The organism is Streptomyces sp. JH002 (genome assembly GCF_050916115.1).
Classification (GTDB): Bacteria; Actinomycetota; Actinomycetes; order Streptomycetales; family Streptomycetaceae; genus Streptomyces; species Streptomyces xiamenensis.
In genome coordinates, this window is the sequence record NZ_CP087989.1 from 4,565,162 (window position 1) to 4,588,085 (window position 22,924).

The 22,924-nt window shown below is 72.0% G+C and carries 16 protein-coding genes; 14 read left to right on the plus strand and 2 right to left on the minus strand.

Annotation, left to right across the window (positions count from 1 at the left end; genetic code table 11):
• Position 1 precedes the first annotated feature (1 nt).
• From H7827_RS20875 to H7827_RS20915, 9 genes are all read left to right on the plus strand, one after another.
• The gene (locus H7827_RS20875) at positions 2 to 556 is read left to right on the plus strand and encodes a GNAT family N-acetyltransferase (RefSeq protein ID WP_432746912.1); all 555 of its coding nucleotides are present in this window, start codon (positions 2 to 4) and stop codon (positions 554 to 556) included.
• A 139-nt stretch (positions 557 to 695) separates the two neighbouring features.
• A complete protein-coding gene (locus H7827_RS20880) occupies positions 696 to 1,499 on the plus strand; it encodes a TIGR03936 family radical SAM-associated protein (RefSeq protein WP_386542060.1) in 804 nt (267 codons plus the stop codon).
• Positions 1,500 to 2,972: 1,473 nt separating this feature from the next.
• A complete protein-coding gene (locus H7827_RS20885; RefSeq protein WP_432748016.1) occupies positions 2,973 to 6,539 on the plus strand; it encodes an Rne/Rng family ribonuclease in 3,567 nt (1,188 codons plus the stop codon).
• 284 nt (positions 6,540 to 6,823) lie between these two features.
• The gene (gene rplU, locus H7827_RS20890) at positions 6,824 to 7,147 is read left to right on the plus strand and encodes a 50S ribosomal protein L21 (RefSeq protein WP_030725678.1); all 324 of its coding nucleotides are present in this window, start codon (positions 6,824 to 6,826) and stop codon (positions 7,145 to 7,147) included.
• A 14-nt stretch (positions 7,148 to 7,161) separates the two neighbouring features.
• Positions 7,162 to 7,425 carry a 50S ribosomal protein L27 gene (gene rpmA / locus H7827_RS20895; protein WP_030725681.1) on the plus strand — a complete coding sequence of 88 codons (264 nt, stop codon included), beginning with the start codon at positions 7,162 to 7,164 and terminating at the stop codon, positions 7,423 to 7,425.
• A gap of 163 nt (positions 7,426 to 7,588) precedes the next feature.
• On the plus strand, positions 7,589 to 9,046 hold the full coding sequence (gene obgE, locus H7827_RS20900; RefSeq protein ID WP_432746913.1) for a GTPase ObgE: 1,458 nt from the start codon (positions 7,589 to 7,591) through the stop codon (positions 9,044 to 9,046).
• 211 nt (positions 9,047 to 9,257) lie between these two features.
• Positions 9,258 to 10,763, plus strand: a complete 1,506-nt coding sequence (locus H7827_RS20905) for a bifunctional cytidylyltransferase/SDR family oxidoreductase (RefSeq protein ID WP_262832812.1) — start codon at positions 9,258 to 9,260, stop codon at positions 10,761 to 10,763.
• Positions 10,764 to 10,812: 49 nt separating this feature from the next.
• Entirely contained in the window at positions 10,813 to 12,894 is a 2,082-nt protein-coding gene (locus H7827_RS20910) for a hypothetical protein (protein ID WP_432746914.1), read from the plus strand.
• 147 nt (positions 12,895 to 13,041) lie between these two features.
• Positions 13,042 to 13,671 (plus strand): alpha/beta hydrolase family protein, encoded by a 630-nt coding sequence (locus H7827_RS20915; protein ID WP_432746915.1) that lies wholly within the window; start codon positions 13,042 to 13,044, stop codon positions 13,669 to 13,671.
• Positions 13,672 to 13,675: 4 nt separating this feature from the next.
• Here the strand turns inward: H7827_RS20915 and H7827_RS20920 are convergent, their stop codons facing one another.
• Positions 13,676 to 15,187 carry a cryptochrome/photolyase family protein gene (locus tag H7827_RS20920; protein ID WP_432746916.1) on the minus strand — a complete coding sequence of 504 codons (1,512 nt, stop codon included), beginning with the start codon at positions 15,185 to 15,187 and terminating at the stop codon, positions 13,676 to 13,678.
• 182 nt (positions 15,188 to 15,369) lie between these two features.
• Between H7827_RS20920 and H7827_RS20925 the strand changes: the two genes are divergently transcribed.
• Together H7827_RS20925 and H7827_RS20930 are read left to right on the plus strand one after the other, a co-directional pair.
• A complete protein-coding gene (locus tag H7827_RS20925; RefSeq protein WP_432746917.1) occupies positions 15,370 to 15,762 on the plus strand; it encodes a hypothetical protein in 393 nt (130 codons plus the stop codon).
• A 10-nt stretch (positions 15,763 to 15,772) separates the two neighbouring features.
• Positions 15,773 to 17,281: a bifunctional phosphatase PAP2/diacylglycerol kinase family protein gene (locus tag H7827_RS20930; RefSeq protein WP_432746918.1), complete on the plus strand. Its 1,509-nt coding sequence runs from the start codon at positions 15,773 to 15,775 to the stop codon at positions 17,279 to 17,281.
• Between the two features lie 70 nt (positions 17,282 to 17,351).
• Here H7827_RS20930 and H7827_RS20935 read toward each other — a convergent pair whose 3' ends face one another.
• The gene (locus H7827_RS20935) at positions 17,352 to 19,301 is read right to left on the minus strand and encodes a glycosyltransferase family 2 protein (protein ID WP_432746919.1); all 1,950 of its coding nucleotides are present in this window, start codon (positions 19,299 to 19,301) and stop codon (positions 17,352 to 17,354) included.
• Positions 19,302 to 19,959: 658 nt separating this feature from the next.
• On the opposite strand from H7827_RS20935, the gene proB reads away from it, so the two are divergent.
• From proB to H7827_RS20950, 3 genes are all read left to right on the plus strand, one after another.
• Positions 19,960 to 21,036, plus strand: a complete 1,077-nt coding sequence (proB, locus tag H7827_RS20940) for a glutamate 5-kinase (RefSeq protein WP_432746921.1) — start codon at positions 19,960 to 19,962, stop codon at positions 21,034 to 21,036.
• A gap of 128 nt (positions 21,037 to 21,164) precedes the next feature.
• The gene (locus tag H7827_RS20945) at positions 21,165 to 21,569 is read left to right on the plus strand and encodes a hypothetical protein (RefSeq protein ID WP_432748017.1); all 405 of its coding nucleotides are present in this window, start codon (positions 21,165 to 21,167) and stop codon (positions 21,567 to 21,569) included.
• A 54-nt stretch (positions 21,570 to 21,623) separates the two neighbouring features.
• Positions 21,624 to 22,898, plus strand: coding sequence for a glutamate-5-semialdehyde dehydrogenase (locus H7827_RS20950; RefSeq protein ID WP_432746923.1), 1,275 nt, complete (start codon positions 21,624 to 21,626; stop codon positions 22,896 to 22,898).
• Positions 22,899 to 22,924 lie beyond the last annotated feature (26 nt).

Here is a 22,924-nt window from a genome sequence, read left to right on the forward strand (position 1 = left end):
GGTGCCCGCGCTGGTGCGCCCGACCGAGACCGTACGGGAGTCCTTTCTCGCCGCGGTCGAGGAGTTCCGCGCCGAAGGGCGCGGCGCGGTGGACGACAACTCGATGCTGGGGCGGGACATCGCCCGGTGGGCGCCGCGCTGGCAGGAAGCTGCCGTGTTCGCCGCCTATGTCGAGGAGACGCTGGCCGACGCGCGTGAGGACGCGCGCCGGCCGCGCGGGTTCGTACCGTCCACCGTGCTGTGGTGGGTGGACGGCCCCGAGTTCCTGGGGCGGCTGTCCATCCGGCACCGTATGACCCCCCGGCTGCTGGAGTGGGGCGGGCTGATCGGGTACGACGTCCGCCCCTCGGCGCGGCGGCTCGGGCACGGCACGGCGATGCTGCGGGCCTCGCTGCCCAGGGCGCGGGCGCTGGGCATCGATGAGGCGCTGGTGACCTGCGATTTCGACAATGTCGGCTCGCGGAAGGTGATCGAGGGGGCCGGCGGGGTCTTCGAGGACCGCCGTGCGGAGAAGCTGCGGTACTGGGTCCCCACCGGTGCGCCGGACGAGGGGTAACGGGGCGCGCGCGGGTGGCGCGTAACCTGGAGGGCGGACAACGGTCCGCCCCGCCAGGGCGGCCGGGCAGCAATGACCGAACGAGGGACTGACGACACTGGGCAAGCGACAGCCCGTAGGCCCGCCGCCGGCGCCCGCCGTGCAGCGTGTACGACTGCGCTACACCAAGCGCGGCCGCCTGCGATTCACCAGCCACCGCGACTTCCAGCGCGCTTTCGAGCGCGCGTTGCGCCGGGCCGGAGTGCCCATGGCGTACTCCGCGGGATTCACCCCCCATCCCAAGGTCAGCTACGCGAACGCGGCGCCGACCGGGACGGCCAGCGAGGCCGAGTATCTGGAGATCGCGCTGGCCGCGCCGCGTGAGGTGGCATGGTTGAAGGAGCGGCTCGACGAGTCGCTGCCGGCCGGCCTGGACATCGTCGACGCGGTCGACGCCCGGGTCTCCGGCTTCGCCGAACGGCTGGAGGCCTCGTGCTGGGAGCTGCGCCTGGAGGGCGTGGAACCGGCGGACGCCGAGCGGGCCGTAAAACTTTTTCTCGCCACTTCGTCCGTCGAGGTGTCGCGGGAAACGAAGAAGGGCATCAGAACTTTTGACGCCAGAGCCGCGGTGACCGCACTGGAAGCCACGGACGCGTACGCCTCCCCTTCGCCCTCCGGCGGGTCCGATGCGCTCGCGTCCGTACCTTGTGCGATACTGCGCCTGGTAGTACGGCATCTCACACCTGCCGTACGACCCGATGACGTTCTGTCCGGTCTCCGTATTGTGGCCGACCTGGCGCCGCCGGTCCCCCCAGGGGTGACGAGGCTGGCGCAGGGGCCGCTCGATGAGGAGTCCGGGACGGTGACCGACCCGTTTGCGCCTGACCGCGACGCTGCCATGGCCGCCCTTTCCACGGCCGCCGGGCAGCAGGCCGCGGCGGCGCCGGAGATCACCGGACAGTGACGTCGTCACCGCGCCGCCCAACCGCATGGTGCCAGGGAGCCACTCGGGCCCGGCTGTTACCGGCAGGCGCACCGACCAGCAGACTTTCGCCGTAGCCGGACCGCAGGGAACGGGGCCGGAACCGGCGAGCGACACGACAGCTCCTGAGCGGCGCTGCCCGCCGCCCATCGGCGAGGCGCCCGGGAGCGTGACGGGAGAACCGCCCGCATGCACGCATCACACGAGTCCGCCGAAGCGGACGTGACGACAGAACGCGACCGCGACGACACGAACACCCCGAGCGGCACGCTGCCCCCGCGGCGGCGGCGCCGGGCCGCGAGCCGGCCGGCGGGTCCGCCGGCCGGTACGGACAACGAGACGACGGCCCCCCAGGTGGCGGCCGCATCGGGTGAACGTCCCGAACGCACTTCCGGGAGTGAGGGCTCCGCCGGTACCGCGGTGAGCGGTGCGGCGGCCGACCCGGCCCCCGCTTCCGCTTCCGCCGCGGAGGAGCCCGCCGCACCGCGCAAGCGGCGCCGCGCGACGCGGCCGGCCGCCGCCACGGACACGGCGCCGACCGCGGAGACCGGCGACACCGCCGGTGCCGACGGGCTGGGCGACACCGAGCCCGCCGCGCCCCGTGCGCGCCGGCGCGCCACCCGTTCGGCGACCGCGCCGGACGCCGCCGCCGAGAACACCACGACCCCCGAGACCGGCCCCGAGGCCGCCGCAGAACCCGTGGCCGCCCGGGGGCGGCGCCGGGCCGGTGTCAAGAGCGACGAGGAGACGGCCGCGCCGCGTGCCCGTCGCCGCACCACGCGTGAGGCCACCGAGACCGCCGGGAGCGAGGTGGCCGAGGCCACGCCCGCCGCCGACGGCGAGAGCGAGCCCGCGGCGCCGCGCCGGCGGGGCCGTACGAGCCGCGCCGCGTCCGTGACCGAGCCCCAGGCGGAGACGGCCCCGGTGGAGACGGCTCCGGCGGAGGAAGCCGCCGAGCAGGCCCCCGAGCCGCGCAAGCGGCGTCGTGCGACGCGCGTCGCGTCCGCCCCGGCGGCGGCCGAGGCCGGTGCCCGGGAGACCCAGGCCCCCGCGCCGGCGGACAGCGACACCGCCGCGACCGGGACGAGCCATGAGTCCGGCAGCACCGCAGATGAGACGAGCGCGCCCCGTGGCCGCCGCCGTGCGGGCGGCTCCGGTGAGAGCACCCCGGACGCCGGTGCCGCCGAGGAGCAGGCCGCCGCCCCGCGCCAGCGTCGCCGTGCGACGCGCGTCGCGTCGGCGCCCGCGGCCCCCGCCGAGGAGACGCACCGGACCGATGCCGCGGACAGCGCCGCCCAGCCCGCGCCCGCCCCGGCGCCGGAAGCACAGTCCGTGACCGGGACCGACAGCCAGGACGAGCCGGCCGCCGCGCCGCGCCGCCGCCGCCGTGCCACCCGCCCCGCGTCCGCTCCCGAGGCGACCTTCGCGTCCCCCGCCGGTGCCCAGGACGCTCCGGTGGCGTCCGGTGACAGCGCCGACGAGGCCGCCGCGCCGCGTGGGCGCCGGCGTGCGACCGCGCCCGCCGACGTACCGGCCGACTCCCCTGCCGCCGCCGAGGAGGCGCTCGCGCCGCGTCAGCGTCGGCGTGCGACCCGTGCCGCGTCGGCCCCTGAGGCGACGTTCGAGGCCGCCGCGCAGGAGACTCCGGTCGAGTCCGGTGAGGCCGCGGCCGAGGAGGCGCCCGCGCCGCGTCAGCGTCGCCGCGCCACCCGTACCGCCGCCGACGCACCGGCCGACACCGCTGCCGCCGCTGAGGAGACCACGGCTCCCCGTGGACGCCGACGGGCGACGCGTGGCGCGGCCGCTCCTGAGGCGACCTTCGAGGCCGCCGCGCAGGACGCTCCGGCCGAGTCCGGTGACAGCGCCGCCGAGGAGACCTCCGGCCCGCGTCAGCGGCGCCGCGCCACCCGTACCGCCACCGCGCCGGCCGCTCCCGCCGTCGCGGACGCGGCGGACCAGGGCGAGGACGAGGCCGCACGCCCGCGTCGCCGTGCGACGCGTGGCACTTCGGAAGAGGCTGACGTGAACCGGCCCGACGAGGACGCCACCGCGCCGCGGCGGCGCCGGCGGGCCACCCGGGCCGCTTCCACCTCAACTGACGAAGGAAAGGCCAGGAAATCTGTGACTGAGGACCGAGCGGGGAGCGAGTCGGAGCCGATGCCGCCGGCCGTGCCGGTGCCGGCGACCGCCGTGTTCCAGCCGCCGGTCTTCCAGCCGCCGATGTTCCAGACGCCCGAGCGGGCCGCCGCCGAGGCGGCGGCTGCGCTGGCCGAGGCCGACGCCGAACCCGAGGACGAGCTCGATGTCGTCGGCGAGGAGAACGAGGAGGCCGAGACCTCCGACGAGAGCGAGCGGCCCTCGCGCCGCCGGCGCCGTGGTGGGCGCCGCAGGCGGCGGGGCGAGAGCACCGAGCGTGCCGCCGAGACCGAGGACGACACCGAGGAGGCCCCGGCGGAGCCCGCCGAGAGCCCCCGGGCCGAGCGGGAGACCGAGCCCGAGGCCCCGGCCGAGCCCGAGCGTGAGGCTGAGGCCGACGCGGAGGAGGACGAGTCCGGTTCCGGTTCCGGCTCCTCCCGTCGCCGCCGCCGTCGCCGTCGCCGCACCGAGGAGTCCGGCGAGGCCGGCGGTTCGGGCGCCGACGACCCCGAGCGCACGGTGATCAAGGTCCGCGAGCCCCGCAAGAAGAAGGACCACGAGCCGACCGAGAGCGGCGACGGCGTGCAGTCCATCAAGGGCTCCACCCGTCTGGAGGCCAAGAAGCAGCGCCGCCGCGAAGGCCGTGAGCAGGGCCGGCGGCGGGTGCCGATCATCACCGAGGCCGAGTTCCTGGCGCGCCGCGAGGCCGTCGAGCGGGTCATGGTGGTGCGCCAGCAGGGCGACCGCACCCAGATCGGGGTGCTGGAGGACAACGTCCTCGTCGAGCACTTCGTGAACAAGGAGCAGTCCTCCAGCTACGTCGGCAACGTCTACCTCGGCAAGGTGCAGAACGTGCTGCCCTCGATGGAGGCGGCGTTCGTCGACATCGGCAAGGGCCGCAACGCGGTGCTGTACGCCGGTGAGGTCAACTTCGAGTCCCTGGGGCTCGGCAACGGCCCGCGCCGCATCGAGGCCGCCCTGAAGTCGGGCCAGCCCGTCCTCGTCCAGGTCACCAAGGACCCGATCGGGCACAAGGGAGCCCGGCTGACCAGCCAGATCTCCCTGCCCGGCCGGTACCTGGTGTACGTGCCCGAGGGGTCGATGACCGGGATCAGCCGCAAGCTGCCGGACACCGAGCGGGCGCGGCTGAAGCAGATCCTGAAGAAGATCCTCCCCGAGGACGCGGGGGTCATCGTGCGCACCGCCGCCGAGGGCGCCAGCGAGGAGGAGCTGACCCACGACGTCGAGCGGCTCCAGGCGCAGTGGGAGGAGATCCAGAAGCGGGCGAAGAAGGGCAACGCCCCGACCCTGCTGTACGGCGAGCCCGACATGACCGTGCGGGTGGTCCGGGACATCTTCAACGAGGACTTCTCGAAGGTGATCGTCAGCGGTGACGAGGCGTGGCAGACCATCCACGGCTACGTCTCGCAGGTGGCGCCGGACCTGTCCGAGCGGCTGCAGCGGTGGACCTCGGAGGTGGACGTCTTCGCCACCTACCGGATCGACGAGCAGCTGATGAAGGCGCTGGACCGCAAGGTGTGGCTGCCCAGCGGTGGTTCGCTGGTGATCGACCGCACCGAGGCCATGATCGTCATCGATGTGAACACCGGCCGGTTCACCGGTCAGGGCGGCAACCTCGAGGAGACCGTCACCAGGAACAACCTGGAGGCGGCCGAGGAGATCGTGCGGCAGCTGCGGCTGCGGGACCTCGGCGGCATCATCGTGATCGACTTCATCGACATGGTGCTGGAGTCGAACCGGGATCTGGTGCTGCGGCGGCTGCTGGAGTGCCTGGGCCGGGACCGTACCAAGCACCAGGTGGCCGAGGTCACCTCGCTGGGGCTCGTGCAGATGACCCGCAAGCGGGTCGGGCAGGGGCTGCTGGAGTCGTTCTCCGAGCAGTGCGTGCACTGCAACGGCCGCGGTGTCATCGTCCACATGGAGCAGCCGCACACGCACGCGGCGTCCGGTGGCGGGGGCGGCAAGAAGGGCAAGGGCGGCAAGGCCGGGCGCAAGGAGAAGGCGGCGGCCGCCGCGGCTCCCGAGGCCGAGGTCGAGGCCGCGCCGGTGCCCGAGGCGGTGCCCGCTCCGCTGCCGGAGGCCGGCGAGGAGAAGGTGCCCGAGGTCGTTCCGGTGGTCGAGCCGGCCGCCGCGTTCACCCCGGACGAGGAGCTGTACGGGAGTGTGGCCGAGGCCGAGGAGGCGGCGCGGCGTGGTCCGCGCGGCCGTCGGCGGGCCAGCCGCAAGGCGAGCGCTCCCGCCGGTGCCCCGAAGCCGGTGGCGGAGGCCGCCGAGGAGGCGGTGACCGTCGTCCCGGCGGCCGAGGCCCCGCGGCAGCCCGAGCCCGCGCCCGAGGTGGAGGCCGCACCGGCTCCGGTGACGGAGGAGCCCGCGCCGCGGCGCCGTACCCGCAAGGCGTCGGCTCCGGCCGGTTCGCCGAAGGTGGCGGACGAGGCGCCGGCCCTGGTGGTCGTGGCCTCCGAGCCGGTCGCCGAGGCGCCGGCCCAGGAGCAGCCGGCCGCCGAGCCGGCCGTGGCCGAGGAGCCCGCGCCCAAGCGGCGCCGGGCGGTACGCCGGGCGTCCGCGCCGGCCGGGTCGCCCGAGGGCGGTACGGAGGCGGCGGTGACGGTCATCGCGTCGGCGGGCGGGTCCGAGGAGCCGGAGCGCAAGGCACCGGCGAAGAAGACCACCAAGAAGGCCGCCGCGAAGAAGACCACGGCGAAGAAGACCGCCGCGGCCAAGAAGACGACGGCGAAGAAGACGGCCACGGCGAAGAAGACCGCGGCGAAGAAGAGTGGTACGGCGAAGAAGTCCTCCACCGCGAAGAAGACCGCGGCGGCGGAGCAGCAGGCGCCGCCGTCGGTGTCGGCCTCCGCGGAGGACTGATCCGGCGGGTGTCACACCCGTACGGCCCACCGCCCCGTACCCGCTCCGGCGGGTGCGGGGCGGTGGGCCGTCGGGGTTCCCGGGGCCGGTTCCCGGGGATTTGACCCGGTCGTCGGGTCACACATAAAGTTGATTCTCGGCGTGTCAGCAGACCCGTCGTGCTTCTGAGCAAACACCTCCCGTGCTGTGCGCGTCAGCGCCCCGGGAGAGGCCGGGCAGGCCGCTTCACCGTCGCCGCCCGGCTGGCATCAGGGGTTCCGAAACGAGCGAGAGAAGAGTTCCGCGTGTACGCGATCGTGCGCACCGGCGGCCGTCAGCAGAAGGTTGCTGTCGGCGATGTCATCGAGGTTGACCGTCTTTCCAGCAGCAAGGTCGGCGACAGCGTCGAGCTCTCCACGCTGCTCGTTGTCGATGGTGAGACCGTCACCAGCGACCCGTGGGTGCTGGCCGGCGTCAAGGTGACCGCCGAGGTCGTCGACCACCACAAGGGCGACAAGATCCGGATCCAGAAGTACAAGAACAAGACCGGCTACCGGAAGCGGATCGGTCACCGTCAGCTGCACACCCAGCTGAAGATCACCGGCATCCCCGCCCCGGCTGCGAAGTAAGGGACTGAGCTGACATGGCACACAAGAAGGGCGCGTCGTCCACTCGGAACGGCCGCGACTCGAACCCCCAGTTTCTCGGCGTGAAGCGCTTCGGCGGTCAGGTCGTGAGCGCCGGTGAGATCCTGGTCCGCCAGCGGGGCACCCACTTCCACCCCGGCAAGGGCGTCGGCCGTGGCAAGGACGACACGCTGTTCGCGCTGCAGGCCGGTTCGGTGGAGTTCGGCCGCTACCGTGACCGCAAGGTCGTGAACATCGTTCCGGCCGCGGTCGCCGAGTAACCACGGGGACGATTTCAGTACTCCCGAGGGCGGATCAGCTTTACCGGCGTACAGCCGGGAAGCGGATCCGCCCTCGTCGTGTTGGCACCTTCGGGGTCCGGCATCCGACTGTCCGACATCCCACACCTGATCCATACGCATTGATCGCCGGGAGGCATCCGTCATGACCACCTTCGTGGACCGCGTCGAACTGCACATCGCCGCGGGTAACGGGGGCCACGGCTGCGCCTCCGTGCACCGGGAGAAGTTCAAGCCGCTGGGGGGCCCGGACGGTGGCGACGGCGGCCACGGTGGAGATGTGGTGCTGGTTGTCGACCACGAGGTCACCACACTCCTGGACTATCACTACAGTCCGCACCGCAAGGCCACCAACGGCAAGCCGGGCGGCGGCGGGAACCGTACCGGCGCCAACGGCCAGGAGCTGGTGCTGCGGGTGCCGGACGGCACGGTGGTGATGGACAGGAGTGGTGAGGTGCTGGCCGACCTGGTCGGCGAGGGCACCACCTTCGTGGCGGGGGCCGGCGGGCGCGGCGGTCTGGGCAACGCGGCGCTGGCGTCGGCACGGCGCAAGGCACCCGGGTTCGCGCTGCTGGGTGAGCCTGGTGAGTCCCGGGACATCGTCCTGGAATTGAAGTCGGTGGCGGATGTGGCGCTGGTGGGATATCCCAGTGCCGGTAAATCGTCGCTGATCTCGGTGCTTTCGGCGGCCAAGCCGAAGATCGCTGATTATCCGTTCACCACACTGGTGCCGAATCTGGGTGTGGTGACCGCCGGGTCGACCGTGTACACGATCGCGGATGTGCCGGGGCTTATCCCGGGCGCGAGCGAGGGCAAGGGGCTCGGCCTGGAGTTTCTGCGGCATGTGGAGCGCTGTTCGGTGCTCGTGCATGTGCTGGACACCGCCACGCTGGAGTCGGATCGGGAGCCGCTGTCCGATCTCGATGTCATCGAGGCGGAGCTGGCCAGTTATGGCGGCCTCGCGGACCGGCCGCGGGTGGTCGTGCTCAATAAGACCGATATCCCCGACGGCCAGGATCTCGCGGACATCGTCCGGCCTGACCTGGAGGCCCGCGGACTGAGGGTGTTCGAGGTGTCCGCGGTGTCCCGCAAGGGGCTGCGGGAGCTGTCGTTCGCGCTGGCCGAGCTGGTGGCGGGGGCCCGGGCGGCCCAGCCCAAGGAGGAGTCGACGCGGATCGTCATCCGTCCCAAGGCGGTCGACGAGGCCGGGTTCACCGTACGGCAGGAGGGCGACAGCCTGTTCCGGGTGCGGGGCGAGAAGCCCGAGCGCTGGGTGCGGCAGACGGACTTCAGCAACGACGAGGCGGTCGGCTACCTCGCGGACCGGCTGGAGCGGCTCGGGGTGGAGCAGGCGCTGCTCAAGGCCGGTGCGCGGCAGGGCGACGGGGTCGCGATCGGGCCCGAGGAGAACGCGGTGGTGTTCGACTGGGAGCCCACCATGGCGGGCGGCGCCGAACTGCTGGGGCGGCGCGGTGAGGACCGGCGCATGGAGGACCCGCAGCGTCCGGCGGTGCAGCGGCGCCGTGACCGGGAGGCGGAACGCGAGGACAAGGACGCCGGGGACATTCAGCGTGAATATGATGAATTCCGCCCCTTCGGCTGATATTGCCGAAACCGCGGGACGAGCGGCGTGATGACGGCCGGCTTCGTGAGGAACGGCGAAGCGAGCGAAGCCGGCCAGAGTACATGATTGTCGTCACAAGCCGGTAACGGGCGACAACGCTTCATCCGTATGACAAGTCAGTCTTCCGCAGGGGTTAACCTTCTACTCGCGTACGCGACACTTCTTCAAACCGGCGGGAGCGGTTTTGTCTATGCATGCCAATGGGGCTCGCCCTCGTACCACCGCGGTCGTTCTTGCGGGTGGCACCGGTCAGCGGGTGGGTCTTTCCATACCCAAGCAGCTCATCAAGATCGCCGGTAAGGCCGTCATCGAGCACACCCTGGCCCTCTTCGAGGAGTCGTCGGACATCGACGACATCATCGTGCTGATGACCCCGGGGTATGTGGCGGACATCGAGAAGATCGTCGCCAAGGCGGGCCTGACCAAGGTGACGCAGGTCATCGAGGGCGGCGCCACCCGCAACGAGACCACCGAGCGCGCCATCGCCGCCGTGGGCGCCTCGCTGGCCGAGGGTGAGAGCGCGGACGAGCGCAACCTCCTGTTCCACGACGCGGTGCGCCCGCTGCTGTCGCAGCGCGTCATCAGCGACTGCGTGGCCGCCCTGGAGCGCTACCGGGCGGTGGACGTGGCCATTCCGTCCGCCGACACCATCATCGTGACGCGGACGCACGGGGAGGACGGTGAGTTCATCACCGAGGTCCCCGACCGCTCCCGGCTGCGCCGCGGGCAGACCCCGCAGGCGTTCAAGCTCTCCACCATCCGCCGCGCGTACGAGATAGCCGCCGGCGACCCGAATTTCCAGGCCACCGACGACTGCTCGGTGGTGCTGAAGTACCTGCCGGACGTGCCGATCCACGTGGTGCCCGGTGACGAATACAACATGAAGGTCACCCAGCCGGTCGACGTCTTCATCGCCGACAAGCTGTTCCAGCTGGCCACCACCGCCGTCCCGCAGGTCGCGGACGAGGCGGCGTACCGCGAGCGGCTGGCCGGCAAGACCGTGGTGATCTTCGGCGGCTCGTACGGCATCGGCAAGGACATCGCCGATCTGGCGGCCGGCTACGGCGCCGTGACCTACCCGCTGGGGCGCTCGACGACCGGCACCCACGTGGAGAACCCGGCGGACATCGAGGCGGCGCTGGCGAAGGCGCACGCCGAGACCGGCCGCATCGACTACGTCGTGAACACGGCCGGAGTCCTGCGCATCGGGAAGCTCGCCGAGACCGACGACTCGGTCATCGAGGAAGCGCTCACCGTCAACTACCTGGCGCCGGTACGGATCGCCAGGGCCGCGCACCAGTACCTCGCGCAGACCGGCGGACAGCTGCTGCTGTACACCTCCAGCAGCTACACGCGTGGTCGCGCCGAGTACAGCCTCTACTCCTCCACGAAGGCCGCCATGGTGAACCTCACCCAGGCGCTGGCCGACGAGTGGGCGGGCGACGGGGTGCGGGTGAACTGCGTGAACCCGGAGCGTACGGCCACCCCGATGCGTACCAAGGCGTTCGGGCAGGAGCCCGCCGGTACGCTGCTGTCCTCGGAGGCGGTTGCCCGCACCTCCCTGGACGTGCTGCTGTCGGGGCTGACCGGGCACGTCATCGATGTGCGGCAGCAGGACCCGACGGCCGACGCCACCGCGGCGGGCTCCTTCGACCGGGCGCTGGCGGCCGCATTGCAGGGTGGCGGCACCGCGTGAGCGGACGCAATCACCTGATCACACCATCTACTCCGAGGTGATAACCCGAATGCTGGCCGGACTGATCGGGCGCGGTGGCCGTTGGCCAAGCATCCTGCTCGTGGTCTACGTGGTGAGCGCAGCCGCGCTCTCCGCGACCGTTGTCGACGGCAACGAGGCGGTCTTCTTCACCGCGCTGGTGCTCAACTACGCGGCCGACTGGGCCCTGCGCAAGCGCGGACGCTACTTCAACCGTCTGATGCGGCGGTTCGGGTTCGGCGAGCGGATACGGGAGCTGTACCGGCTGCTGCTGCTGGTCGCCCTGGCGCTCTCCCAGGAGCTCCCCGGCGTGCGGATCCTGGCGGTGTGCGCCGCCGTGCTGTTCCTGGCGAACAGCTGCCAGCAGCCGCTGGTCAGCTTCCGGGTACGGCGGCGGAACCTGCCGGTGGCCGCGCTCAACATGGACATGGGCGCGCTGGCACGGCGGATCCCGGACCTGCCCAGCAGCTCGCTGCTGAGCCCGCGCGGCCTCAGCCGCATCCCGGGCCCCGAACTGCTGCTCGCGGCCGGCGCGGCGGCCGTCGTGGCCGGCGCCGACGAGGCCTGGATGCTGCTGGCCGTGCTCGCGCCGCTGCCGGTGCTGATATCGCTGGTGCACGCCGCGTGGCACGCCTTCCGCAACCTGCGGCTGCCCGACCCGGCCGAGGTGCTGGACCTCGTCAACCGCAATCTGGCCGAGTACCGGCCCGAGGTGGCGCTGTACTTCACCTTCGCGGCCGGCGGCCAGGACTTCATGTACCAGGTCAACATGTGGGTCGACGCGATGGAGAAGATGGACCGTCGCGGCGTGATCATCCTGCGCGAGACGGCGGCCATGCGGGGTCTCGAGCAGACCCGGCTGCCGGTGGTGTGCGTGCGCAAGGCCGACGACCTGGCGCAGCTCGACCTCTCCGACGTGCGGGTGGCGTTCTACCCGGGCAACGCCGGCAAGAACGTGCACATGCTCCAGCGGGCCGAGATCCAGCACGTCTTCATCGGGCACGGCGACAGCGACAAGCTGGCCAGCAGCAACCGGGTCAGCCGGGTGTTCGACGAGATATGGGTAGCCGGCAAGGCCGGGCGCGACCGCTACCAGCGGGTGCGCCACGCGATCAGCGACTCCTCGATCGTGGAGGTGGGACGCCCGCAGCTGTCGGAGGTCCGGCCCGCGGGGGAGCGGCTGGTCGGCGAGCGCGGTACGGGCGAGGGCCTGACCGTGCTGTACGGCCCGACGTGGGAGGGCTGGACGGACGACGCCTGCCACACGTCGGTGATCCCGATGGGCGAGGCCATCATCGGCGGCCTGCTGGAACAGGGCGATGTGCGGGTCATCTACAAGCCGCACCCGCTGACCGGCAAGCGCTCCGCCGAGGCCGCGGCGGCCGACGCGCTCATCGAGCGGCTGCTGACCGAGGACAACGTCCGGCGGGCCGCCCGGCGCGATCCGGCGCGGGTCGCCCAGACCGAGCGGGAGCTGGCACGGCTCGAGGCGCGGATGGCGGAGCTGTCCGGCGCGGTGATCGATGGCGACCGCCTCCAGCGCACCCGCGACGCGCGGGTGCCCGAGCGGGACCTGCGGGCCGAGATCGAGGTGATCCGGCAGGCGTGGAGCGAGCTGTTCTGGAGCGATGACTACCAGGGCGGACAGCACCTGATCGTCAAGGGCCGGCTGCCCTCGCTGTACGACTGCTTCAACCACGCGGACCTGCTGATCAGCGACATGTCCAGCGTCATCTCGGACTTCGTCGCCAGCCGCAAGCCGTACGTGGTGACCAACGCCGAGAACATGGACCCGCAGGAGTACCGGCTCCAGAACCCGACGGCCGGCGCGGCGTACCTGCTGGGCAGCGAGTGCGAGGAACTCTCGGAGATCCTGGGCCGGGTGCGCGGACCGGTCGGCGCCGATCCGATGGCGCGGCGGCGTACCCAGCTCAAGGAGTACCTGCTGGGCGCGGACGAGCCGTCCTCCACGGAGCGGTTCAACGCAGCGGTCGAGGCGCTGTACCGGAAGGGCCTGCGGGCCTTCCCGCTGGGCACGACGGCGGAGCCGGTGCCGGCCTCCCCGGACTACACGGACGTGCTGCCCGGTGCCCGCGTGGGGACGACGCGGTAGGACGAGCGGACTGCGTGCACGGAAGGGCCCGGATCGGGGGACGATCCGGGCCCTTCCGGCGTGCCGGCAGCGCACCGCCCTGACCCGGCACCCGCGTCGGCGCGTGCCGGTCGGGGTCGCGCGCCGCTCTGCCGCACACTGAACGGCATGATCGAGACAGTGCACACCCCGGCGGGGGAGGCCCGGATCACCTGGCACCGGGCGGCGAAGGCCCGTACGGTGCTGGCCCTCGGGCACGGCGCGGGCGGCGGGATCGAGGCCCAGGACCTGGTGGCGCTGGCGGCGGAGCTGCCCGCCCGGGGCGTGACCGTCGCACTGGTGGAGCAGCCCTGGCGGGTGGCGGGCAAGCGGGTCGCCCCGGCGCCCAAGACCCTGGACGCGGCCTGGCGGGCGCTGTGGCCCGCGCTGGAGGGCATGGAACTGCCGATCATCGCCGGCGGACGCAGCGCGGGGGCCCGGGTGGCCTGCCGCACGGCCGCCGAACTGGGCGCGCACGCGGTGCTGGCGCTGGCCTTCCCCCTGCACCCGCCCGGGCGGCCCGAACGCTCGCGGGCGGACGAACTCGCGGCGGTGAGGGCACCCCTGCTGGTCGTGCAGGGCGAGAGGGACCCCTTCGGCACGCCCGAGGAGTTCCCGTCGAAGGTCAAGGTGGTTCCCGTGCCGCACGCCAACCACACCTTCGGCACGCCGAAGTCGGCGCCGGTGAGCCAGGAGGAGACGCTGCGGCTTCTCACCTCGGGCACGCTGCGGTGGCTGGACGGGCTGAAGCCGGCCTGACACCTCAGGGCGCCGCCGTACCGCGCCGCGCCGCCAGGTCGAGCACCTCGGGCAGGTCCGTCAGCCGGTCCAGGGTGTGGATCGCGCGGGCCATCCGCGGATGGTGGGCGAAGCGGTCGCGGTGGCGGTGGAGAAAGGCCCAGTAGCCGGTGGTGTACGGGCAGGCGCGCTCCCCCGTACGGTCCGAGGGGCGGTACGCGCAGCCGTCGCACAGATCGCTCATCCGGTGGATGTAGGCGCCGCCCGAGGTGTACGGCTTGCTGGTCATCGCGCCGCCGTCCGCGTACTGGGACATGCCCACCACGTTCGGCAGCATCACCCAGTCGTAGCCGTCCACGAAGCAGCGGTGGAACCAGTCGGTGACCGCCGCCGGGTCCCAGCCGTCCTGGAGGGCGCGGCTGCCCAGCACCATCAGCCGGGGGATGTGGTGCGTCCAGCCGGTGTCGCGTACCTGGGCCAGCACGGTGGACAGGCAGCGGGCATCAGGGGCGTCCGCGTCCAGTTCGAGGAACCAGTCGGGCAGCGGGGCCCGGTGGCCCAGCGCGTTGCGGTGCCGGTAGTCGGGGCCGAAGTGCCAGTACAGCTGCCACACGAACTCGCGCCAGCCCGCGATCTGGCGGACGAAGCCCTCCACGCTGTTCAGCGGGGCGCTCCCGGACCGCCAGGCGAGCTCCGCGCGGCCCACGCACTCGGCCGGGTCCAGCAGGCCGAGGTTGAGCGAGCTGGACAGCAGACTGTGGCTCAGCACCCCGTCGTCGGCCAGCATCGCGTCCTCGTGCGCGCCGAAGGTGGGCAGCCGGTGCTCGATGAAGTGCCGCAGCGCGGCCAGGGCCTGCCGCCGGGTGGCGGGGAAGCGGCGCGGACCGTCCCGTCCCACGAAGGACACCGAGCCCTCGCGTTCCCAGCGGTCCAGGTCGCGCCGTACCTCCTCGTCGATCGCGTCCTCCTTCGCCCGCCAGGGCGGGGGCACCGGCAGCCGGGAGCGGCCGCGGGGCGGGGGCTCGCGGTTCTCGTGGTCCAGGTTCCAGTGCCCGCCGGCCGGGTCGGCCCCGTCCATCAGCAGCGTGTGGGACCTGCGGACCCGCCGGTAGAAGTCCTCCAGCCGCAGGCCGTGCTCCTCGCGCCCCTGCGCCCAGGACCGGAAATCCTCCCGGGACGTCAGGAAGCCGCGGGCCGGCAGCACCTCCACCCCGTCCAGTGCGGCGACGAACGCGGCGGCGGCCCGGGAGGTGGGGGCGTGGACGGTCAGCCGCTCTCCCTTCCGCAGGGCTTCGCGCAGCCCCTCGCGGTAGGTGCCGGCCCGTACGTAGCGCACCCGGTCGCCCAGTTCGGCGGCGCGGTGCCGCATCGCCGAGAGCACCAGATGGGCCTTGGCGCGGTGGAAGCGGCGGCGGCCCAGGACCGAGCGGGCCTCGATCATCAGCAGGGGCGCGCCGCGGTCCGGGCCGCCGTGGCGCGGGTCGATGAAGCGGGGGCCCAGCTGATCCCCGAAGAGCCAGTGTGTCCGTGCCGCCATGTCCGTCCTCGGCTTTCGGGCGGGGCCGGTGGGTGGGTGCGGGATGGGGTGCGGGAGCACGCTCAGCGTAGGGCGGACCGGGCGGCGCCGCCCGTGCTGCGCCGCCGGTGTGCTCCGGTTGCCGTGTCCGGCGTACCTGTGTGGGGTAGGCGGGTGCACAGTGGGCTGACGACAGTGCGCTGATGACAGGACCGGCGGATCAGGAGGGGCGGGCGCGTATGGACAGCACGGCGTTGCGGGTGATCGGGGCGGTGACCGCGGTGTACGGGGTGGCGGTCGCGGTGCGGCCGCGGCTGCTGGCGCGGCCGTCCGGGCTGGGGCAGGACGCGCGGGTGGACGCCGCCCTGCGGCCGGTGGGGCTGCGGGACGCCGTCTCGGGTGCGGCCCTCGTCGTCGCGCCCGAGGGGCCGGCGCTGACGACGGCGGCCCTGGTACGGATCGGTGCGGACCTCGGGGACGCGGTGGTGCTGGGGCGGACGCTGGACGGTGTCTGGCGGCGGCGCGGGGCGGTGGCGGTGTCGCTGGCCTGGGGAGCTTTGTCGATCGGTGCGTTGCTCGCGCCGCGACGCGGGTAGGCGGGACGGCATGACCGCATACGGCAGTACCTTCATTCCGCGAAATCTCGACCGCGCGCTGTTCGCCCGGCTGGCGGCGGCCCGGCCACGGGGTGTGCAGAGTGTGCTGCCGCGCCTCAGCCGGGCAGCGGATCACGGCGTGCTGTGGGCCGGGGCGGCGGCGGCACTGGGGGTGTTCGGCGGCCGGAGCGCGCGGCGGGCGGCGCTGCGCGGGCTGGGATCGTTGGCCATCGCCTCCACCGTCAGCAATCTCGTGGCCAAGCCGACCACCCGGCGTACCCGGCCCGTCATCGACCAGGTGCCGGTCGCCCGGCGGCTGTCCAGGACACCGCACACCACCTCCTTCCCCTCCGGCCACTCCGCGTCGGCCGCCGCGTTCACCTTCGGCGTGGCGCTGGAGTCGCCCCGGGCCGCACTGCTGATCGCCCCGCTGGCCGGGGCCGTGGCGCTGTCCCGGATCTATGTCGGCGTGCACTACCCCAGCGACGTGCTGGCGGGCGTGGCGATCGGCGCCGCCGCCGCCGCGCTGACCTCGCACTGGTGGCCGACGCGTCCGGAGGCGCCCGCCACCGCCGTACAGCCCCGGCTTCCGGCGCCCGAACTGGCGGACGGGGCCGGGCTCTCGCTGGTCGTCAACCCCGGCTCCGGGCTCACCGGCCAGGTGGACGACTCGCTGCGGGACCTGCTGCCCCAGGCCGACATCCGCACCCTGAAGCCGGAGGACGACCTGGTCGGGCTGCTGGACGAGGCGGCGGAACGCGCCGCCCGTACCGGGGGTGCGCTGGGGGTGTGCGGGGGCGACGGCACCGTCAACGCGGCGGCCGGGGCCGCCGTACGGCACGGGGTGCCGCTCGCCGTCTTCCCCGGCGGGACCTTCAACCACTTCGCCGCCGACCTGGGCATCGAGACGATGGAGCAGGTGGCGCAGGCGGTCCGGGCCGGTGACGCGGTCCGGGTCGACCTGGGCCGGGTGGCCTCGGCCGACGGAGCCCGCGAGAAGATCTTCCTCAACACCTTCAGCCTGGGCGTCTACCCCGAACTGGTGCATCTGCGGGAGCGGCTGGGAAAGTGGATCGGCAAGTGGCCCGCACTGGCGGTCTCGCTGGCCGCCGTCCTGGCCACCAGCCGCCCCACCACCGTCACGATCAACGGGGTGGAGCGGCGGCTGTGGCTGCTGTTCGCGGGCAACGGCGTCTACCACCCCGCAGGGTTCACCCCCAGCTACCGGCCGAGCCTTGACGACGGGCTGCTGGACATCCGCACGGTCGACGGCTCGCTGCCGCTGGCCAGGACGCGGCTGCTGCTGGCGGTGCTCACCGGGACGCTGCACAACTCGCGGGTGCTGGTGACCGGGCAGGTGTCCCGGCTGCGGCTGGAGACGGCGGAGCGGCAGGTGCTGTTCGCGTACGACGGTGAGGTCACCGAACTCACCAGCGGCTCCCTGGTCCTGGGCAAGCGCCGGCAGGCCGTCACGGTCTACCGTCCGGCCGGTCCGGTGGACGGCGTCTCGTCCCTCTGAGAGAGGTTCCCGCGGTGCCGAGTCGAGGGGCCCGGATCGGTGGCGATCCGGGCCCCTCGCCCGTGGGTGACTACTTCCGCAGGAGACCCTTGGCGAGGCTCTTGCGGCCGACCCGGAGCGTGAGGGTCTTGGTCTTGCCGGCGGGCAGCGGCTTGGCGTACCAGAACTGGAGGAGCCGGCGGTGCCACTGGGTGACGGTCAGGTCCTCGGGGACGGAGACGGCGCGGGTGGCACGGCGCGGGGTGGCACCCGGCACATCGAGCAGCCACTGGACGCGCCAGTCACCGGGGGCGGTGAGGGGCACGGCCTGCTCGAACCGGCCGGTCTCCGGGTCGACGGCGATGGTGAACTCCTGACGGCTGCCTACCACGTTGGTGAGCCGCACCAGCAGCCGCTCGCCCTGGCCGAGGCTACGCAGGGTGCCGCTGAGGAGGACACGGGAGGGATCGGCCGGGGACCAGCGGGCCTTGTCCGGCTCGAGATCGCGCCTGAGCCGGGAGATTGGCGCGGCGACCTTGACGCTGAGGTTGCCGTGTTGGGTGAAGTAGGCACGCACCGGGCGAAGTTGGGTGCCGTCGCGCAGTTCCTGGCTGACGGACGCGGCGCCGCTCGCTTCGGCCTGACTGCCGAGCCGGGCTTCCTGCGTGTGCCCGCCGGCCCTCAGACTGACGAAAACGTCCCAGGTTCCGGTCGCAAGTGGGCGGCCGTCGGCGGCCGTGCGGAGGGGGAGGCACAGCCGGTCGGTGGAGTCCAGGGCGACGCGGTGCTCCGCAGAGCCGTCACGCTCCCGCAGGATGAGGGTCGCCTGTTGCTCCTGCGGAACGCGGTGCAACCGTACGCTGCCCTCAATCCGCAGGGCGGCCGATTCCTCGTCGAGTGACAGTGGCCCGATGTCCTGACGGATGCTGAGCTGAGCTGTGTAGTCGTAGACAGAGTCCGGGATGGCGACGGCGTCATCACGGAAGTAGGGGTAGTGCGCATACGCGCGGCCGTCCTCGATGGTGACATCGAAGACCCGCTCGGCGGAGGGGACTTCGTTGAAGCGGCGGACCGTGAGCAGTTCGTCGAGCATGCCGTGCTGGATGAGATGACATTGCAGCCGCAGCATGGCGGGGAGACCTGCGGCAAGGGCCTCGGTGTAGTAGGCATCGAAGAGGGGGCGGAGGTCGGCGAGGACCTTCTCCTGCTCGGCCCGCTCTTCGACATGGGCGATGCGCCGTAATATCCACGGCAGATCGATCTCCAGATGGCGGTGGATGAGGAGATCGCGGCGGGGCCCTGCGGGGACCTCACTGGCGACCAGCGGCAACATGTGCTGGAGCACTTCGACACGCGAGGGGAGATCCTGAATGGTCCGCGTGATATTGCCCCCGTCGTCTCGGTACGACCAATAGACGCAGTCGTAGTCGGCGACGACCGAAATACCGGAGGCCCGCAGATAGGCAAGCATGACAAAAGGCTGGTCCTCGCACACCCGGAGTTCGTAACCGAAGCGGATACTGTGCTTCTCCAGCAGCTCCCGGCGGTAGAGCTTCATCGGATTCAGGGTCCAATAGGCCCTGGAGGAGAAGACGTCCGTGTTCTCCTCGTTCTTCTTGTACATGGTGGGCGATTTACGCCCGCCGACCCCGATGGTCTTACCGAGGACGACATCGGTCCCATTGGCGTCAGCCACCGCCACCATGCGCTCGAGGGCCTCCGGGCCGAGGTAGTCATCCGCGTCGAGGATGAACACGAAGCGCCCCCGGGCGATGTCCAGAGCCCTGTTGCGAGGGCGGGCGGGGCCTCCGGAGTTCTCCTGGTGAATGACCTTCAGCGTGCCGGGGTGGCCGGCCGCCAGCCGATCGAGTTCCGCACCAGTGGCGTCGGTGGAACCGTCATTGACGGCGATGATCTCCAGCCGGTCGTGTCCGATGCTCTGTTCAAGAGCGGAGGTGACGCTTTTGGTGAGGTAGGGCATGGCGTTGTACGCAGCGATGATGACGCTGACGTCCGGTACGTGACTGGTTTGTATGCTCATCATATGCCTGTCAGAGTTTAAGTGAACAATATCCGAAAAGTGATGACTATTTCGCTAGCAGATTGCCGGGCGCAGTCGCGGCAAGCGCCTCGGAGGACTGATGCCCGCCCTTGCCTTCTCTTGCACGTCGGGTCGACCGGGAGTGGACCGTTTCCTGCGGCCCCAGGTGTGACCTCGTGAGCATGGGATTCGGAGGGGGTTATTTCACCTCTTCTGTAAGATTTGGCACCACTTGTCACAATCGTTCATCTGTTCATCCGTGCGAGATTATGCTGAACTTTGGAATGTGGCGAAGGGGGTGAAATAGCAATCTTTGACCGGTATCTGATCATGCTGACGCGAATTCCGCTAGCGATTCGCTTCCTTTCTCTGTCTTTTGCTGTCGCAGGCATTTATGTGCTCGTTCGACTGTCTCCGATCTGGAAGCCATATGGCACGTTCGTCGTGATCGGGCTGTCCTGCTTTCTCAGTGGATCTCTCACTGCCTCCCGGATGTTGGAGCGGGAGGCCGCCGCGAGGGAGGAGCCCGGAGAGGAGAATCCCGGAGGCCGGTGAAGGGCCGGGTGGCATAGGTTGGGAGGGCAAAGCTGGAGCTAGTCGGTGAGGGTGTACGTCGGTGGGTGTGGTGCGGCAGGGGGTTGCTGGGGCTCGGCGGGTCGTGGTCAAGGTGGGGTCGTCGTCGCTCACGACGGCGGCCGGGGGGCTCGACGCCGATCGGGTGGACGCGCTCGTCGATGTGCTGGTGAAGCAGGAGGACCGGCAGATCGTGCTGGTGTCCTCCGGCGCCATCGCCGCCGGGCTGGCGCCGCTGGGGTTCGCGCGGCGGCCCTCCGACCTGGCGCGGCAGCAGGCCGCCGCCAGCGTCGGGCAGGGGCTGCTGCTCGCCCGGTACACCGCCTCCTTCGCCCGGTACGGCCGGCGCGTCGGGCAGGTGCTGCTCACCTCCGACGACACCAGCCGCCGCGCCCACTACCGCAACGCCTACCGGACCCTGGACCAGCTGCTGGAGCTGGGCGCGGTCCCGGTGGTCAACGAGAACGACACGGTCGCCACCGACGAGATCCGATTCGGCGACAACGACCGGCTGGCCGCCCTGGTCGCCCACCTGGTGCGGGCCGATCTGCTCGTGCTGCTCTCCGATGTGGACGGGCTCTACGACGGCGACCCCCGCAAGCCCGGGACCCGGCGCATCGAGGAGGTAGCAGGCCCCGAGGACCTCGTGGGCGTCGAGATCGGGAAGGCCGGGAAGTCCGGGGTGGGCACCGGCGGGATGGTCACCAAGGTCGAGGCCGCCTCCATCGCCACCGAGGCCGGGATTCCGGTGGTGCTGACCTCCGCCGGGCACGCCGGGGAAGCACTGGCCGGGGCGTCCACCGGGACCTTCTTCCACGCCACCGGACGGCGCTCCGCCGGCCGGCTGCTGTGGCTCGCCCACGCCTCCGTCCCCCGCGGCGCCGTCGTCCTGGACGACGGGGCGGTGCGCGCCGTCACCGAGCGGGGCAGCTCGCTGCTGCCCGCCGGGATCACCGCGGTCGAAGGGGAGTTCACGGCGGGCGAACCGATCGAACTGCGGGACGGTGCCGGGCAGGCCGTCGCGCGCGGGCTGGTCAACTTCGACGCCCGCGAGATTCCCCAGCTCATCGGGCGGTCCACCCACGAACTGGCCCGTGAACTGGGCCCCGCCTACGAAAGAGAGGTCGTCCATCGTGATGACCTTGTGCTGATGCGGGCATAAGCCTTTCCGGCAAGGATCCAGGAAACGGCCCCACGGCCGCGCATGAGCTGGTCAACTTTGAGACGCGGTCCTTGCGCGTCGGACCGGCGTCATGTCAGTACCACGTCAGGAGGCTGCCGGTGAGACGACTGGCCAGCGTCGGAGAGCAGCGCCAGCAAGCCGCCACCCGCACCATCGCGGGGGAGCGGGAGGCGGCCCGGCTGTGGCACATCACGCTCAGCGTCGCCGGGAGCGCGGTCGCGCTGAGCGAAGTGCGCCGGGGGCTCGAACGGCTGGCGCACGACCACCCGTTCCTGCTCACCAGTCGCTACGCCTGCGATCACGCGGAGATCCGGTACTGGGAGGAGGCCCGTGATCTGCACGACGCCGCCGCCGTGGCGCTACGGCTGTGGGGCGAGCACCGCCGTACCGCGCAGCTGCCGCCGTGGGAGATCGTCGGGCTCGAGGTGATCGGGCGGGAGACGTACCACCAGCGCGTCGCCGAGGGCAGCTGGCCGCCACGGGCCGTCCCGGTCGGGGTGCACCCCTTCTGACCGCACTGTGGACAGCGGGGAGGGGGTCGGTGAGCGCGCGGTTACGCTGGTTCCATGAGCAGCGTCGTGGATTCTCCAGTCATCGCCACCGCCCGGCGGGCCCGGGAGGCCGCCGCCGAGCTGGCCCCGCTGCCGCGCTCCGTGCGTGACGCGGCGCTGCTGGCCGTGGCGGACGCCCTGGAGGCGCGGGCCGATGAGATCGTCACCGCCAACCGTGTGGATGTCGAGCGGGCCCGGGAGGCCGGTACGCCGGCCGGCATCGTCGACCGGCTGACGCTGACCCCGCAGCGGGTGGCCGCCATCGCCTCCGACGTACGCGACGTGGTGGCGCTGCCCGACCCGGTCGGGGAGGTCGTGCGCGGCTCGACGCTGCCGAACGGCCTGGAGCTGCGCCAGGTGCGCGTTCCGCTCGGGGTGGTCGGGATCATCTACGAGGCCCGGCCGAACGTGACCGTGGACGCCGCCGCCCTGTGTCTGAAGTCGGGGAACGCCGTGCTGCTGCGGGGTTCCTCCTCCGCCTACGCCTCGAACACGGCCATCGTGGCCGTGCTGCGCGACGCCGTCGCCTCGGCGGGGGTGCCCGCCGACGCGGTCCAGCTCGTGCCGGGCGAGAGCCGCGACTCCGTACGGGAGCTCATGACCGCCCGCGGCCTGGTCGACGTGCTCATTCCGCGCGGCGGTGCCTCGCTCATCCGGACCGTGGTGAACGAGTCGACCGTGCCCGTCATCGAGACGGGCGTCGGCAACTGTCACGTGTACGTGGACGAGAGCGCCGATCTGGAGACGGCGGTCAAGATCCTGGTGAATTCCAAGGCGCAGCGGCCCTCGGTGTGCAACTCCGCCGAGACGGTGCTCGTGCACGCCGCGATCGCGGACCGTTTCCTGCCGCGCGCCCTGGAGGCGCTGACCGCGGCCGGGGTCACCGTGCACGGTGACGAGCGGTGGCGCAAGACCGGTGAGCAGGCCGGGGTCGACGTGCTGGAGGCGGGCGACGAGGACTGGGCGGACGAGTATCTGAGCCTGGACATCGCCGCCGCCGTCGTGGAGGACCTGGACGGGGCCGTGGCGCACATCCGGCGCTGGACCAGCGGCCACACCGAGGCGATCGTCGCGCGGGACGCCGGTGCCATCCGCCGGTTCACGGCCCGGATGGATTCGGCGGCCGTCATGGTCAACGCGTCGACCCGGTTCACGGATGGCGGACAGTTCGGCTTTGGCGCCGAGATCGGGATCTCCACCCAGAAACTGCACTCCAGGGGCCCGATGGGGCTGCCCGAGCTGACCTCGACCACCTATGTCGTCACCGGGGACGGTCACACCCGAGAGTGAATTCACGGCGACCCTCCCCCCACGCG

Coding starts and splice junctions, on each gene's coding strand:
- H7827_RS20910 (WP_432746914.1), top strand. CDS start 10,813: ATGCTGGCCGGACTGATCGGGCGCGGTGGCCGTTGGCCAAGCATCCTG.
- H7827_RS20905 (WP_262832812.1), top strand. CDS start 9,258: ATGCATGCCAATGGGGCTCGCCCTCGTACCACCGCGGTCGTTCTTGCG.
- obgE (WP_432746913.1), top strand. CDS start 7,589: ATGACCACCTTCGTGGACCGCGTCGAACTGCACATCGCCGCGGGTAAC.
- H7827_RS20920 (WP_432746916.1), bottom strand. CDS start 15,187: ATGGCGGCACGGACACACTGGCTCTTCGGGGATCAGCTGGGCCCCCGC.
- H7827_RS20950 (WP_432746923.1), top strand. CDS start 21,624: ATGAGCAGCGTCGTGGATTCTCCAGTCATCGCCACCGCCCGGCGGGCC.
- H7827_RS20925 (WP_432746917.1), top strand. CDS start 15,370: ATGACAGGACCGGCGGATCAGGAGGGGCGGGCGCGTATGGACAGCACG.
- rpmA (WP_030725681.1), top strand. CDS start 7,162: ATGGCACACAAGAAGGGCGCGTCGTCCACTCGGAACGGCCGCGACTCG.
- H7827_RS20930 (WP_432746918.1), top strand. CDS start 15,773: ATGACCGCATACGGCAGTACCTTCATTCCGCGAAATCTCGACCGCGCG.
- H7827_RS20935 (WP_432746919.1), bottom strand. CDS start 19,301: ATGAGCATACAAACCAGTCACGTACCGGACGTCAGCGTCATCATCGCT.
- H7827_RS20915 (WP_432746915.1), top strand. CDS start 13,042: ATGATCGAGACAGTGCACACCCCGGCGGGGGAGGCCCGGATCACCTGG.